This is a genomic window from uncultured Aquimonas sp. (genome assembly GCF_937888285.1).
Taxonomy (GTDB): domain Bacteria; phylum Pseudomonadota; class Gammaproteobacteria; order Xanthomonadales; family Xanthomonadaceae; genus Aquimonas.
On sequence record NZ_CALART010000011.1, the window covers coordinates 230,228 to 245,117 of the forward strand.

At 69.3% G+C, this 14,890-nt stretch carries 11 protein-coding genes and 1 pseudogene; 6 read left to right on the plus strand and 6 right to left on the minus strand.

Annotated features, from left to right (window positions below; translation table 11 throughout):
* Positions 1-152: 152 nt before the first annotated feature.
* Entirely contained in the window at positions 153-2,219 is a 2,067-nt protein-coding gene (locus Q0654_RS03350; RefSeq protein ID WP_298850460.1) for an EAL domain-containing protein, read from the plus strand.
* A gap of 78 nt (positions 2,220-2,297) precedes the next feature.
* On the opposite strand, the gene htpX is transcribed toward Q0654_RS03350, so the two are convergent.
* Complete coding sequence (gene htpX / locus Q0654_RS03355) at positions 2,298-3,176, minus strand: protease HtpX (RefSeq protein WP_298850463.1); 879 nt, start codon at positions 3,174-3,176, stop codon at positions 2,298-2,300.
* Between the two features lie 65 nt (positions 3,177-3,241).
* Here htpX and gluQRS point away from each other — a divergent pair, with 65 nt between their 5' ends.
* From gluQRS to phbB (Q0654_RS03375), 4 genes and pseudogenes are all read left to right on the plus strand, one after another.
* Positions 3,242-4,174, plus strand: a complete 933-nt coding sequence (gene gluQRS, locus Q0654_RS03360; protein ID WP_298850465.1) for a tRNA glutamyl-Q(34) synthetase GluQRS — start codon at positions 3,242-3,244, stop codon at positions 4,172-4,174.
* Between the two features lie 74 nt (positions 4,175-4,248).
* Positions 4,249-4,989, plus strand: a complete 741-nt coding sequence (gene phbB / locus Q0654_RS03365; RefSeq protein WP_298850467.1) for an acetoacetyl-CoA reductase — start codon at positions 4,249-4,251, stop codon at positions 4,987-4,989.
* Positions 4,990-5,217: 228 nt separating this feature from the next.
* Positions 5,218-5,634: pseudogene (gene phaR, locus Q0654_RS03370) on the plus strand (polyhydroxyalkanoate synthesis repressor PhaR); the annotation flags it as partial.
* A gap of 212 nt (positions 5,635-5,846) precedes the next feature.
* The gene (phbB, locus tag Q0654_RS03375) at positions 5,847-6,599 is read left to right on the plus strand and encodes an acetoacetyl-CoA reductase (protein ID WP_298850469.1); all 753 of its coding nucleotides are present in this window, start codon (positions 5,847-5,849) and stop codon (positions 6,597-6,599) included.
* 12 nt (positions 6,600-6,611) lie between these two features.
* Here the strand turns inward: phbB (Q0654_RS03375) and Q0654_RS03380 are convergent, their stop codons facing one another.
* Complete coding sequence (locus tag Q0654_RS03380; protein WP_298850714.1) at positions 6,612-7,724, minus strand: DUF1615 domain-containing protein; 1,113 nt, start codon at positions 7,722-7,724, stop codon at positions 6,612-6,614.
* A 32-nt stretch (positions 7,725-7,756) separates the two neighbouring features.
* Positions 7,757-9,007, minus strand: coding sequence for a M12 family metallo-peptidase (locus tag Q0654_RS03385; RefSeq protein ID WP_298850471.1), 1,251 nt, complete (start codon positions 9,005-9,007; stop codon positions 7,757-7,759).
* A gap of 321 nt (positions 9,008-9,328) precedes the next feature.
* On the opposite strand from Q0654_RS03385, the gene Q0654_RS03390 reads away from it, so the two are divergent.
* The gene (locus Q0654_RS03390) at positions 9,329-9,925 is read left to right on the plus strand and encodes an ACP phosphodiesterase (RefSeq protein WP_298850473.1); all 597 of its coding nucleotides are present in this window, start codon (positions 9,329-9,331) and stop codon (positions 9,923-9,925) included.
* A 46-nt stretch (positions 9,926-9,971) separates the two neighbouring features.
* On the opposite strand, the gene Q0654_RS03395 is transcribed toward Q0654_RS03390, so the two are convergent.
* The 3 genes from Q0654_RS03395 to Q0654_RS03405 form a co-directional block, all read right to left on the minus strand.
* Positions 9,972-12,989 (minus strand): ligand-binding sensor domain-containing diguanylate cyclase, encoded by a 3,018-nt coding sequence (locus Q0654_RS03395; protein WP_298850475.1) that lies wholly within the window; start codon positions 12,987-12,989, stop codon positions 9,972-9,974.
* 241 nt (positions 12,990-13,230) lie between these two features.
* Positions 13,231-13,788 (minus strand): hypothetical protein, encoded by a 558-nt coding sequence (locus Q0654_RS03400; protein ID WP_298850477.1) that lies wholly within the window; start codon positions 13,786-13,788, stop codon positions 13,231-13,233.
* Positions 13,789-13,806: 18 nt separating this feature from the next.
* Positions 13,807-14,871 (minus strand): class III poly(R)-hydroxyalkanoic acid synthase subunit PhaC, encoded by a 1,065-nt coding sequence (locus tag Q0654_RS03405; RefSeq protein ID WP_298850716.1) that lies wholly within the window; start codon positions 14,869-14,871, stop codon positions 13,807-13,809.
* Positions 14,872-14,890: the final 19 nt, after the last annotated feature.

Genomic DNA, 14,890 nt, shown 5'->3' on the forward strand with positions numbered 1-14,890 from the left:
GGTTTTGGCCGACCTGCGGCGGTCCAGGGTCGATGGAAGGCATCGCCGGGTCGCCGTTCACAACACCAGCCTAGGGTCCGTTGGGGGGCGGGTCCGGCCGGGTGCGGCCGTGGGCTGCGCGCCGGCCGCAATCGCAGTTTCAAGGGAGTTCGATGGCCAAGCAGGAAACCGTGATCCGTCTGTCGCAGATCGAGGAAACCCTCGAAGACGCGGAATCCGTCATCAATGCCTTGCGCAACGGTGGCATCGCCGTGCGCACCTCGCGCCCGGACACCATCGAAGAGCTCAACGAGCAGCTGGGCAAGCAGCTGCCCGACCTGGTCGTCGCCGCATGGGCCTGCAAGCGGCTGCCGTTTGCCGACGTCGCCCAGGCGATCCGCCGCTCCGGCAAGCCGGTCGCCCTGGTCGCCAGCCACACCTCGATCAACGAGGAACTGCTGATCGAGGCCAGCGCGCTGGGCGCATTCCATGTCGTCCTGCGCCAGCGGCCCGAGCAGGTGCTGCCGACGCTGAAGCACGCCTGGGCCAGCAACGAGGCGCGGCGCAGCCAGCAGCGCCTGGAAGAAGCGCTGCGCGAGACCGCGCGCCGCTGCGACGCCCTGATCGATTCCTCGCGCGACCCGATCGCCTATGCCCACGAGGGCATGCACATCCGTGCCAACCATGCCTACCTCGAGATGTTCGGCTACACCGACTTCGAGGAAGTCGAGGGCATGCCCCTGCTCGACCTGATCGCGCCCAGCCATGCGACCGAGTTCAAAGCCCTGCTGAAGCGTCTGGGCAAGGGCGAGCCGCCGCCCGACAAGCTCGAACTGAAGGCGATGCGCGCCGACGGCATCGATTTCGATGCGGTCATGGAGTTCGCCCGCGCCAGCTACGAGGGCGAGCCCTGCCTGCAGATCGTGTTCCGCAAGCAGTTCGTCGACAGCGAGGAGCTGCAGACCCTGCGCGAACGCGACCAGGTCACCGGCCTGCTGAACCGCCAGGTGTTCCTGGCCGAGCTGGAGGCCGCGGCCGCCCGCGCCGAAAACGGCGCCAAGGACCAGGCGGTGCTGCTGATCGAAGTCGACAACTTCAGCACCCTGCTGAACGACATCGGCCTCGGCCACGCCGACACCCTGCTCGCCGACACCGCGCACCTGCTGCGCCATACGCTCGGCGACGAAATGCTGCTGGCGCGCTTCGCCGACCACACCTTCGGCCTGCTCTGCCGCGGCAGCAACCACGCGCAGACGCGCGAGCTGGCCGAACGCCTGCGCACGGCCTTCGAGGGCCACATCCTGGAAATCGGCAGCCGCTCAGCGACGCTCACCGTGAGCATAGGCGGCGTGCAGATGAGCGAGAAATCAGGCCCGGCCCAGCAGGTGCTGGGCAAGGCCGGCCAGTGTCTGCAGGCGGCGATCTCCGAGGGTGGCAACCGCCTCTCGCTGTTCGATCCGGCCGCCCGCGACCGCGCCGAAGAGGAACGCGTGCGCACCTGGGTGGCGCGCATCCAGCAGGCCATCAAGTCCGGCGACTTCATGCTGCACTACCAGCCGGTCATCAGCCTGCAGGGCGAGGCGGTCGAGTTCTACGAGACCCTGCTGCGCATGCGCGTGGGCGACGGCGAGATCGCACCGCCGCTGGCCTTCCTGCCGATCGCCGAGGAGCATGGCCTGATCGAGAAGGTCGATCGCTGGGTGCTGTCGCACGCGATCGCGGTGCTGGCCAAGGTCAAGTCCGAGCACGAGCGCCGCCTGCTGGTGAAGATCACCCCGCAGAGCATGCAGGACCCGAGCCTGCCCGGCTGGATCGCCAACCTGCTCAAGCAGACCGGGGTGCGCGGCGAACAGCTGGTGTTCGGCGTGCCCGAGACCCGGGTCATGACCTATCTCAAGGGCGCCAAGGAGTTCCAGCGCGCGGTGGCCAAGCTCGGCTGCGGCCTGTGCCTGGAGCAGTTCGGCGCCAGCACGCACTCGCTGGACGTGCTGAAGCACCTCGATCCGACCATGCTCAAGCTCGATCGCAGCTTCACCGAGGATCTGGGCCGCAACACCGAGCACCAGGCCAAGGTGCGCGAGTTGGCCGCGCGGGCGACCGAGCTCGGAAAGTCCACGATCGCCGAGTTCGTCCAGGATGCCGCCAGCATGACCGTGCTGTTCACCAGCTCGGTGCACTTCGTGCAGGGCAACTTCCTTGCCGCGCCCTCGCCCGAGATGAACTACGACTTCAACATCTGAAGCCAGAGCATCGACCGAATACCCGAAAGGCCCGGATCGCTCCGGGCCTTTCGGGTATTCGGCGGGCGTTCGCGAGGATCAGGCCGCGCGACGCAGGGCCTCGATGCGCTCCGGCAGCGGCGGGTGGCTCATGAACAGGCGCTGCAGGCCGGCCGCCATGTGGCCGCTGATGCCGAACGCGGCGACTTCGCGCGGCAGGGTGTTCTCGCCGTGCTGGGCCTGCAGGCGCTCGAGCGCGGCGATCATCTTCTGCCGGCCAGCCAGCTTTGCGCCGCCCTCGTCGGCGCGGAACTCGCGATGGCGCGAGAAGGCCATGGCGATCATCGAGGCGAGGATGCCGAGCACCACCTGGGCGATCAGGCTGACCACGAAGAAACCGATGCCGCCGCCCTCCTCGTTGCGCAGGATGACGCGGTCGACGAAGCTGCCGATCAGGCGCGAGAGCACGATGACGAAGGTGTTGAGCACGCCCTGCAGCAGGGCCATCGTGACCATGTCGCCGTTGGCGACGTGGGCGACCTCATGGCCGAGCACGGCCTCGGCCTCGTCGCGACTCATGCCGCGCAGCAGGCCGGTCGACACCGCCACCAGCGAGTTGTTGCGGCTGGGGCCGGTGGCGAAGGCGTTGATCTCCGGCGCATCGTAGATCGCGACTTCCGGGCACTTGATGCCGGCCATCTGCGCCTGCCGCTGCACGGTCTGCAGCAGCCAGGCCTCCATCTCGTTGCGCGGCTGCTCGATGACCTGCGCGCCGGTGCCGCGCTTGGCGACCCACTTCGACATCGCCAGCGAGATGAAGGAGCCGGCGAAGCCGAACACGGCGGCGAACACGATCAGACCGCCGAGGTTCTGGCCGCGGCTGGCCATGTAGGCGTCGACGCCCAGCAGATTCAGTACGATGCTGGCAACCAGCAGGACCGCGATATTGGTCGCCAGAAACAGGGCGATGCGTTTCATTGGACGGTTCCTCGTAGCGACGTTGAAAGCCCGGCTCGGGCGACTGACAGCATGGAGTGGGGCCTGTGCAGGCCAGTTCAAGCCAGCGCCTGAACCCGCATTCAGGCTACACCGGACGCTTCGCGCCCTCGCCTACCGGGCCACTGCACCTCGGCTCCCTGCTGGCGGCCTTTGGCAGCTGGCTGATGGCGCGCAGCGTTGGCGGGCGCTGGCTGCTGCGCATCGAGGACATCGACCCCGCGCGGGAAATGCCCGGTGCCGCAGCCGGCCAGCTCGACACCCTGCGCGCATTCGGACTCGAAGGCGACGGCCCCGTGGTCTGGCAGCACGCCCGCGGAGAACTTTACCGGACGGCAATCGCCAGCCTGCTGGAGCGCGGACTCGCTTTTTCCTGCCGCTGCAGCAGAAGCGACCTTGCACACAGCGGCGGCATCCACCGTGCCTGCGTGCCGCGGCCGTCCGGCCACGCCGAGGCCATACGCCTGCGGGTGCCGGGTGATGCAGCGGCCCGGGTGAGGTTCATCGACCGCGTTCATGGTCCGATCGAGCAGTCGGTGGATGCCGAAGTCGGCGACTTCGTGTTGAAGCGCGCGGACGGCTGCTGGGCCTATCAGCTCGCCGTCGTGGTCGATGACGCCGAACAGGGCGTCACCGACGTGGTGCGTGGTGCCGACCTGCTGGATTCGACGCCGCGGCAGATCCTGCTGCAGCGCGCGCTGGGCCTTGCCACGCCGGTATACGCGCATCTGCCGCTGGTGGTCGACAGCGAGGGCCGCAAGCTGTCGAAGTCGCTGTCGGCATTGCCGATCGATCCGCGCGATCCGCTGCCGGCGCTGCGCTGGTGCTGGACAGCGCTCGGCCAGCCACCCGCGGTGCTCGCCGATGCCGGCAGTGTCGCCACCCTGCTGACGCGCGCGGCCGCTGAATTCGAATTCAGCTGTGTGACTTCCGAACCACAGTTTGCCGATCGTCAAACCACGGTCGAAAGCCCTGTATAAACTCGGGGGCTGTCGCCCGGATCCGGCCTGGGCGACTGCCTGACGACAAGCCGGCTGAAAACGGGAGAGGGAGCATGACAGCACGCGTTGCGCTGGTGACGGGCGGTACGGGCGGCATTGGCACGGCAATCTGCAAGCGGCTGGCGCAGGCCGGCCACAAGGTGGCCACCAATTACCGCAACGAGGCCAAGGCCCGCGAGTGGCAGGCCGCGCTGAGGGCCGAGGGCTTCGACATCACCATCGTGCCCGGCGACATCGGCAGCCCCGAGGGCGGCGCCGCCATCGCCCGTGCCGTGGCCGACGCGCTGGGGCCGATCGAGGTGCTGGTCAACAATGCCGGCATCACCCGCGACGGCACCTTCCACCGGATGAGCGCCGAGCAGTGGCACGACGTCATCAACACCAATCTCAATTCGTGCTTCAACATGACCCGTCCGGTAATCGACGGCATGCGCGATCGCAAGTGGGGCCGCATTGTGCAGATCAGCTCGATCAACGGCCTGAAGGGCCAGTACGGCCAGGCCAACTACGCCGCCGCCAAGGCGGGCATGCACGGCTTCACCATCTCGCTGGCGCGCGAGAACGCCAAGCTCGGGATCACCGTGAACACGGTCTCGCCGGGCTATGTCGCCACCGACATGGTGATGGCCGTGCCCGAGGAAGTGCGCGCCAAGATCGTCGCCGACATCCCGACCGGGCGCCTGGGCAAGCCCGAGGAGATCGCCTATGCCGTGGCCTTCCTGGTCTCCGAGGAAGCCGCGTGGATCACCGGCTCCAACCTCGACATCAACGGCGGCCACCACATGGGCTGGTAACATGTGAAACTATCGGCGGGCGGCGCTGACGCTGCCCGCCGAAGCGCACGACGCGTCGGGAACCGGTCGCCGCGGGCAACGCATGCACTGCAGACGTTGCTTCATACCGTGACCATCGCCCCGGGATGCCCAGGACGGGCCTGTGCCATCTTCCACCGCTTCCGCACGGCGATATGCCGTTCCAGGCTGTCGCATCCAGTGGTCGCCACACCGAGAGCATCGACGCCCATGCCCAAGCCCCGGGTCATCAAGAAGTATCCGAACCGTCGCCTCTATGACACCGAGATCTCCAGCTACATCACCCTGGAGGACGTCCGGCAGCTGATCGTCGACGGCGAAGAGGTGGAAGTCCGCGATGCCAAGAGCGGCGAGGACCTGTCGCGCTCCGTGCTGCTGCAGATCATTTCCGAGCACGAGGAGAAGGGCAATCCGATGTTCAGCACGCAGCTGCTGAGCCAGGTGATCCGCTTCTACGGCGACAGCCTGCAGGGCTTCATGGGCAGCTACCTCGAGCGCAGCATGCAGCTGTTTCTCGACCAGCAGCACCAGTTCCGCAATCAGCTCAACAGCCTGCTGGGCAAGACGCCGTTCTCGATGTTGAACCAGCTGACCGAACGCAACCTCGACCTGTGGAAGAGCTTCCAGGAAGGCGTGATGCGGCCCGGCGGCTTCAACCCCGGTGCCGGCAAACCGACCGAGAAGACCGGCGAATCCGAAGCGCCGGCGGCAGCCGAGCCGCCAACCGGCCGCACGCGCAACCGCTGAGTTCTGCCCTCGCGGTCGAACCGACTGCCTCCTGAAACGCTGCTGCCGGCGCAGCACCGCCGGCACCTGCCACTGTGCCCGATCGCCATCGCATGACGAACTCAATATTCCAGCGCGTCGCCCTCGTCACCGGCGGTTCCGGCGGCATCGGCGCGGCGATCTGCGAAGCGCTGGCGGCCAGCGGCCACCACGTGATCGCGGCCGACATCCATCTGCCCGAGGCGCGTCTGGCCGAGCTGCGCGCCCGCCCGGGACTGGCCTCGCTGGAGGCGATCGCGCTGGACGTCGCCGACTTCGAGGCCTGCCAGCAGGCGGTGGCCGATATCGTGTCGCGCCACGGTCGTCTGGACGTGCTCGCCAACAGCGCTGGCATCACCCGCGACGCCACCCTGCGCAAGCTCGGCAAACACCAGTGGGACGCGGTGCTGGGCGTCAACCTGGACGGCCTGTTCAACCTCTGCAAGCCCGCCATCGAGCCGATGATCGCGCTGGGCTACGGCCGCATCGTCAACATCAGCTCGATCAACGGCCAGACCGGCCAGTTCGGCCAGACCAACTACGCCGCCGCCAAGGCGGGCGTGCATGGCTTCACCATGGCGCTGGCGCGCGAAGTCGCGGCCAAGGGCATCACCGTCAACTCGGTCGCCCCCGGCTACTGCGACACGCCGATGGTGCAGACGATCCCAGCGCCGATCCGCGAGAAGATCCTCGAACAGATCCCGGTGGGCCGCATTGCCCAGCCCGGCGAGATCGCCCGCGTGGTCGACTTCCTCGCCGCCGAAGGCTCGGGCTACATCACCGGCGCGCTGGTTCCGGTCAACGGCGGGCTGTTCATCAGCTTCTGAGCGGCGCCACGCTCAGCCGGCGCCGCGATAGGCCCGGTTGATGCACTGCCGGTAGCGCGATTCGACCCGTTCGGCGAACCACTCGGTCGTCAGGTTGCGCGTGATCTTGGGGCTGCTGAGCCGGATCTGCGGCACGCGTGCACGCGGCAGCGGCGCGCCGGCCTGCGCATCGGCGCGCTCGAACACGCGACGCCAGGTATCGGTCTGCTCGAAGTCAAACCGATCCGCGCGGCGCAGGTCGCGCGCGATCCGCGCCTCGCTCAGGCCCAGAACCGTCGACAGCGACAGCGCCACCCGCTCGGTCTCGCTGCGACTGCGTTCGAACAGCCCCGGATCCGGCAGGATCAGGTCGCCGTCCAGCGCCAGCCGGACCCCGCTGAGCGCGCTCAGCGCCTGCTGGAGGGCTGCATTGCGACTGGCGTACCAGCCCGCGTTGAAGTCGGCGTAGCGGAAGAGATGGCGCTCGTAGCTGCTGGGGTACTGCAGCAGGTGGGCGATGCCGAAATAGACGCCGCCGCGCCGGCTGAACACCTCGTCGCGGATCGACCGCGCACCCGCATAGGGATAGGGGTGCTGCTTCGCGTGGGCTTCGGCGAAGGCGATCGACACCTGCATGGAGCCGCCGGTACGCACCGGGTTGGCTGCGTCAAACAGGGTCTCACCCAGCGGCACGCGGGCGATCAGCTCGGCGTACAGATCGCTCATGTCCTTCTCGGTGCGCAGGGCCTGCAGCCGCTGCTCGAAGCTGCGGCCATCCCCCGAGGGCAGGCGCAGCACTGCCGAGAGCGCTACCTTCGGAATCTTCAGCCGCGCCGCCCGCCGCTCGATCTCGGCGCGGGCGATCCGCGGCAGGTTGGGCACCGTCGGGTTGGCGCGGTAGCCGGTTTCCTGCTCGATCACCGCCAGCGCCGCGCACAGGTTGTCGGTGCTCTGCAGCAGGTCAAGGTGGCGGAACGCCGCCTCGATGTCCCGCGCCCAGCCTTCGCGCTGCTCCAGACGCGGGGGAAGCAGATCGACCAGCTGGGCGCGGACCTCATCGGCGCTGCGCTGCGGGTGCCGGCGCTCGGGGGCGCTGGCGCAGCCGACCAGGGCGGCGATGCACAGGGCGAGGCAACAGGCCGGCAGTCGCCACCCGCTGCACAGGATCCGAAGGCCGATCAGGGCGAGGCCTCGAAGCCGTTGGCGAAGCCCTGCCAGGTCTGCGCCACCCGGAAGTTGGCAACGATGTCGGCCACCAGATCGCCGCTGCGCGCGTTGTCGCGCTGGTCGACCACGCCGGTCGGGAAGCCGTTGAAGCTGACCCGCGGGCTGGAGAAGTAGGGCCGCCGCGTGCAGCCGCCAGCCGGGCACTGATAGGCCATGACCGTGCGGAAGGACTGAGCGCCCTGGCCTTCGACATAGTGGCCGAAGGACCACGGGTAGGACGCGCTGGTCGGCGAGGTGCCGTTGGCAGGATCGTGCTCGAAGCCCATGTTGTGGCCGTGCTCGTGGACCCAGCTCAGATTGCCGACCGCGCAGTCGCGATCGGTAATCTGCACTGCACTGCTGGCAAAGCCTGCACCCGGGCTGCGCATCACGTAGCCGATGCCGCAGGCGCCGGGCAGGTTGGCGACCAGCAGGCTGACCATGTCGGCGGCGAGTGCGTTGCGGCGCGCCTGCTGGCTTGCATTCGAGCGGAACAGGCCGAGCTCGGTGCTGGCCGAGGACGTGCCCTCGACCCAGCCCTCCAGCAGCTCGATGCCGACCACGCGGAAGCGCATGCGCATGCCGCTGTTGGCGAACACGGTATTGGCCGAATCGACCGCCGCCTGCGCCTGCGCGCTGATCTGGCTGACGCCGCCGGCGGCGTCGCGCGCGGCCGGCGAGTACATCAGCAGCACGTCCACCTGGTCGCCGCTGTCGCTGAGCGCGGACACCGCGCCGGCGGACGGATGCGCGGGGCCATCAGGGCCGGGATCGACCGGACCGCGGCACGGCGGCAGACGATCGCCATCGAGTTCGATCAGCCAGGATTCGCCGGCGACGGTCGAAGGCACCAGCTCCCAGATGCCCTCGGGCGCGCTGATAAAGCCGGCCACCGCGTCGCCGGCGACGCTGAGCACGGCCGGATAGTCGCCGGCGTCGTCGAGGCTGCCGCGCCAGGTGTAGCGGTCCTCGGCATGCCGCTCGATCTCCAGCGTCAGCGCCTCGCGCTCACCCTGCGGAAACGGCAGGCGCAGGGTGGCGGGTGCAGCGGCCAGGACCGCCGGAGCGGTGGCCACCGCGTACGCGCTCCGTGCCGGCAGCTCGGTCGGCGCGCGACGCGCCTCAGCCGGCATCAGGCGCCAGGCCTCCTGCCCATCGGTCGCCATCGAGAGGCCCGGCAGCAGGGCCAGGGTCGTCGCCATCAGCAGGCTGTGCGTGCGCATCGAAGGGTGCTCCGCTCGTCTCGAATGGGCCGGATTCTAGTGAATCTGTCCAGGGCAACACTGATCAAGTCCATCCTGGCCTTGATCAAGGATCGCGAGTCCGGCGCAGGTCCGGACTCGTTCGGCCGCTACGCGGCGACGCCTTCGCTGCGCTCGGTCGCGCTGGATCAAGCGCTTACGCGCTGGATCCACGGGCGCGCCCTCCATGGCGCGCGACAACGCTGAACTCTTCAGCGTTGCCCTGCGCGAACATGAAGGCGCAGCCCATTCCGTGCTCGGCATGACTGCGTCCGGGGCGCGCGTCGGCCGATACTGCCGCCCATGAACTACCTCGCCCACCTGCTGCTGGCCGAGCACAGCGACGAAGGTCTGCTCGGCGCCCTGCTCGGTGACTTCGTGGCCGGCAGCGCGTTCGAAGCCTGGCCCGCGATCGTGCGGCGCGAGATCCTGATCCATCGCCGCATCGATGGATTCACCGATCGGCATCCGCAGGTGCTCGCCCTGAAGGCGACGTTCCCGGAGGGCCAGCGCCGCTATGCGGGGATCCTGATCGACGTGTACTTCGACCACCTGCTGGCGCGCGATTGGCCGCGCCATGCGGACCCGCCGCTGCATGACTTCAGCCAGCGCGCGTACCGCGTGCTCGCGGAGGCCGCGGCCGAGCTGCCGCCGCGGCTCGCCGCGATCGCCCCGCTGATGGCCTCTGGCGACTGGCTGGGCAGCTACCGCCACCGCGACACCGTCGACCGCGCGGTGACGCGGATCGCGCGCCGGCTCTCGCGCGGCGGCGAGGGCCTGGTCGCCTGCCTGCCGACCCTGCGCCAGCACGAAGCCGAGGCCGAGGCCGGCTTCGAGGCCTTCTTTCCCGAGGTGCGCGCCTTCGTCGAAGAGACCCGCGCGGCGCTGCTGTCCAACTGACATCCGACACGACCCGCGCGCGGCAAGGGCCGCGCTGACGCGCGGATCAGCGGCCCAGATTCGCCGCCTCGGGCGCCAGCACCCAGCGGTCGCGGCCCTCGTGCTTGGCCTGGTACAGCGCGCGGTCGGCGCGCTGGATCGCCGCCACCACCGGCTCATCAGGCGCGGCCAAGGCCACGCCGATGCTGATGGTGTAGTGCACCGGCGGATGACCCTCCAGCCGCAGGCTGCGTGCGCGCACATCCGTCAGCAGACGCTCGGCCAATGCAGCAAGCGCGGCAGGCGTGGCCTCGTCGAGCAGCACCAGGAACTCCTCGCCGCCGTAGCGCGCACACAGGCAGTCGCGGTGCACCTCACGCTGCAGCACGCCGGCGAAGTCGACCAGCACGGCGTCGCCGACGTCATGCCCATGACGGTCATTGATGCGCTTGAAGTGATCGAGATCGATCAGCAGCACGCCGGCAGCGCGGGCGCGATCCTGCCGGGCCTCGACCGCATCGAACAGCGCACGTCGGTTGGCCAGCCCGGTCAGTGGATCCATCGCCACCTGCCGGCGCAGGCGCGCATTGGCCTGTTCGAGGGCCTCCTTGGCGACGCGCAGCTCGCGGGTGCGCTCGCCGACCTCGCGCTCCAGGCCCTGCGCATAGCGCCTGGCCTGGCGCAGGCGCAGACGGTGGAAGCCGATCCAGGCCAGCACCAGGGCCGAGCCCATCAGCAGTCGCGCCCACAGGCTCTGGTGCCAGGCTTGGGCGACCGCCACCTGCAGCACCACGCCCTCGGCCGCGGCGGGCGCCACGCCTTCCAGCTGGGCGCGCAGCTCAAGTCGATGGCGACCGGCGGGCAGGCGGCTGAACACCGCGCTGTGGGCGTCGCCCAGCGGCGTGAACTCGGTTTCCGCGGGATGCCAGCGATAGGCGTAGCGCACGCGCTCGGGGTGGTCATAGTGGAAGGCGCTGAACTCGACCTGCAGCGGCGCATGGCCGTGCGCCAGCGCGATCTCGCCATTGCCGGGCCGCCACTCGCCCTGGCCCAGCCGCCACTTCACGACGCTCGGCCGCAGGTTCGCGCTGCGCGCCGGAATGTCTTCGGGGCGGAAGGCGATGAAACCGCCGATGCCGCCGAAGTAGAGCCGCTCGCCATCATTGGCGCTGGCGCCATTGTTCTGCTGCGAACTCAAGAGGCCGTCGCGGGCTTCGAGCAGATCGAGCGCGCCCGTCTGCGGCCAGTAGCGCAGCAAGCCGCGCGGCGAGCCCGCCCACAGGCTGCCCGCGGCATCGAACTCGATGCTGTTGACGCTGCGAATGCCGGCCTCGATCAGCGCCGTCTGGCGCAGGAAGCGCGGCTCGCCGGCCTCGGCCGGCACGACGACCAGCCCGCCCGAGGTCGCCAGCCACAGGCGCCCTGCGGCGTCGAACTTCTGCGCCCACACCACCGCGCCCGGCAGGCTGTTCTCGTCAGCACCCACTGCCACCCGCGCGCGCGGCTGCAGCTGCGCATCAAGACGCAGCAGGCCGCGGTCGGTGCCCACCCAGATCTCGTCGCGCCAGCGCTGGATCGACCACACCGGCCGGCCGTCCACGCCCTCCAGCGCAACCCGCTGCACGGGCCCGCGACCGCCACGCGCATCGAGGAACAGTCCCCAGCCCGTGCCGATCAGCAGGCGGCCATCGCCAAGGTCGAAGCTGCTGCGCAGGCTCTGCAGGGCGGCGTCGACGTCCTGCAGCTGCGCACCGTTCCAGCGGAACAGGCCGTAGCCGCTGCCGACCAGCATCGCATCCCCGAGCTCGCGCAGATGCCAGATGAAGCGCGACTCCACCCGCCGCTCGCCGAAGGGCAGGCGCTGCAGCGGCCAGTGCAGGCCCGCACGGCGCTGGTCCGCGTCCACCCAGTGCACGCCGGAGCCATAGGTGCCGATCCACAGCCGCTGACGCCGGTCGACCAGCAGCGAGGACACCATCGGATGGCCCAGCGCATCGCTGCGCCCGTCGATCGGCTGCTGGCGCTCGATGGCTTCGTCGAAGCGCGAAAAGCGGGCCAGGCCCGAGCCCCAGACGCCAGCCCAGAGGCCGTCCTCGCCGGACTCCGCGGCAAGGCTGGTGATGATCACCCCGCTGCCTTCGCGGGCCTCCCATTCCGGCAGGTTCAGCCCGCGCAGGCAGTCGCAGTCCCGGCGATGGACGACCAGCCCGCGGTTGCTGCCGATGTAGAGCCGGTCGCCACGTTCGAGAAAGCTGTAGAGGCTGGTCGCCCGCAGCGCGCCGCTGTTGCCGAGGCTGGGATGGAACCAGTCGGTGCGCCCGGTGGCGGGCGAGAAGCGCGCCAGGCCATCGTTCCAGAAGCCGACCAACAGCCGGCCCTGGGCGTCCTCGTGTACCGCCGACACGTGCGCGCGGCCGCCCTGCACCTGCGGCAGGTCGAGCGGCTGGAAGCGCAGGCGCAAACTCTCCGGATCAAGGGCATGGATGCCGCCGAGGGTGGCCAGCCACAGTGTCGACGCGCCGACGGCCAGGTCATTGATGGCCAGCGGCTCGCGCCACGGCTGGCCTTCAGCATCGAGCAGGCGCAGCGGCTGCAGCGGCGTCCGCCAGTCGGCGTCCCGCCAGCGGAAGAGCCGGCCGGCCTCGGTGCCCGCGTAGATCGAACCGTTGGCATCGGCTTTCAGCGCATAGACACCGACGATCTCCTCCTCGCCGGAGCGCAGCTCATCCAGGCGCTCGCTTTCCAGATCGAAGCGCAGCAGACGCGAGCGCGTCGCGAGATAAACCGCGCCGGGCACGGCCAGCATGCGGCGCACATGCGGATCGGGCGTGCGGAAGCCGGCGTCGACATCGATGGGCAGGAAGCGATGGCTGTCGAAGCGGACCACGCCATCCTGGGTGCCGACCCACAGGAAGCCGCGCGCGTCCATCGCCAGCGACTGCACCTGCGCGCTCGGCAGGCCCGCCTCCTGGTCGTAGCGCTGCGCTGCGACGGCTCCACGCGGGCCGAGCAGGGGCGCCGCCAGCACCAGCAGCACGCACAGGCGGCACAGCAGCCGGCGAGCCCGGCTCGGGAGGTCGTTCATTCGGGCGAGGCAGGGCGTGGGCTGGCGCGATACTGCGCAGGCGCTCGGCCGGTGGCAAGGGTCATCGGGCAGCGTCGGGGGCGATCGGGCTTCCGGCCGCAACCTCGACAGGTGCGAGCCGGAGGAGACAGGGCGAAGACGCGGGGACGGTTGCTTCCGCGGGCGCGAGCGCCGCGGCGGGCACCGGCCTGGAAATCGCTGCGGGCAGCCAACGCTGAGGCGTGCGCCGCGCGTTTGTCCTTCACTCCTCGGTCGAGGAAACCCGCCGCTGCTGGAAGGAACTGCCGGTGCGGTAGTTGGAGTAGACCAGGTGGTCGCCGCTGATCTCGTGCACGCGATAGACCTCCTGGAACAGCGCCGGCTCGCCGTCGACCTCGGTGATCAGGCTGGCGTAAATGCAGCCGGTGATCGCCCAGTAGCCGCGCTCCTCCGACTGCACCGTTCCGTCCTCGGCCAGGAAAGCGATCTCGAAGCGGCCGTCCGCCCGCCGCACATTGCGCCAGCGCGAAGTCCCGCCGCCTTCAAGCTGGGCGGAACCCTCCCAGGTTCCCACGTGCATCTGCAGCGTCGACTTCGGACAGGGGCTCTGGTCACGGTAGGCGCGCGTCTGCAGACCGCGCTTCATGGCCGGGGCGGCCTCGGTCCAGATCGGCGCATCCCGCTGCGCCGCGAGCTGCAGCGGGAACACCACGACCATCATCACGATCGCGCTGGCCACAGCCCCGGCCAGCAAACCCAGCAGCAGCCACATCCAGCCTTTCAGGTCGTCGCGGGCGACGACCTTCTCCTGCTCCATCATTCCAGCTTCCCCTGCGCCTCAGCGCTTGCGCAGCCACTCCTCGATCGCGCCCGGCACCTCGCGCTGGGCGCGGCCGGAGACATAGATGCCTATGTGGCCGCCGCGGAAGCTGAGTTCGGTGTAGTCGCGGGTGCCGGCCACGGCCTTGAGTGCGCGCGAGGCGTCCGGCGGCACCAGGTGGTCCTGCTCGGCGTAGATGTTCAGCACCGGGCAGCGCACGTTGCGCAGGTCGACGCGCTGCTCGCCGATGAAGACATCGCCGCGCATCAGCTTGTTGCCCTGGTAGAAATCCTTGATGAACTGGCGGAAGGCCTCGCCCACCTGGTCGGGCGAGTCGAAGATCCAGCGCTCCATGCGCACGAAGTTCTCGACCTCGACCGGATCGTCCATCTGCTCGACGAAACCGACGTACTTCTGCAGGAACAGGCGGTAGGGCTTGAGCGTGAGGTAGCAGAGGTTCATCAGGTCGGCCGGCACGTTGCCGAGCGTGTCCACGAACAGGTCGACATCCATGCTGCGCGTCCAGCTGCTCAGCATGTTGTCGGGCGTGTGGAAATCCACCGGCGTGACCATGGTGATCAGGTTGCGCACGCGCTCGGGGTGCAGGCTGGTGTAGCACAGCGAGAACGCGCCGCCCTGGCAGACGCCGAGCAGGTTGATCGAGGCCAGCTGATGGCGCCGGCAGACCTCAAGCACGCAGGCGTGCAGGTAGCCGTTGATGTAATCGTCCAGCGTCTCGAAGCGGTGGCTGCGGTCCGGGTAGCCCCAGTCGATGATGTAGACGTCCTCGCCGCGGGCCAGCAGCTGGCGTACCAGCGAGCGGTCGTGCTGCAGGTCGACCATGTAGGGGCGGTTGACCAGGGCGTAACAGATGAGGATCGGCACCGCGGCCGTGGGCTCGCGCTCGCCGCGGTAGCGGTACAGGCAGACGCGCCCGTCCTGCCACACCAGCTCCTTGCGCGTCGCGCCGTAGTCGACATCACCGGCGCGCTGCAGGCTGTCCAAGCCCTCGCGCAGCTTGCGCTGGGCGTCGAGCAGATCCTGCATCAGCTTGGCGGGGGTGAAGCCCAGCGGGCCGGTCATCGAGGGAAAGTTCATCGGC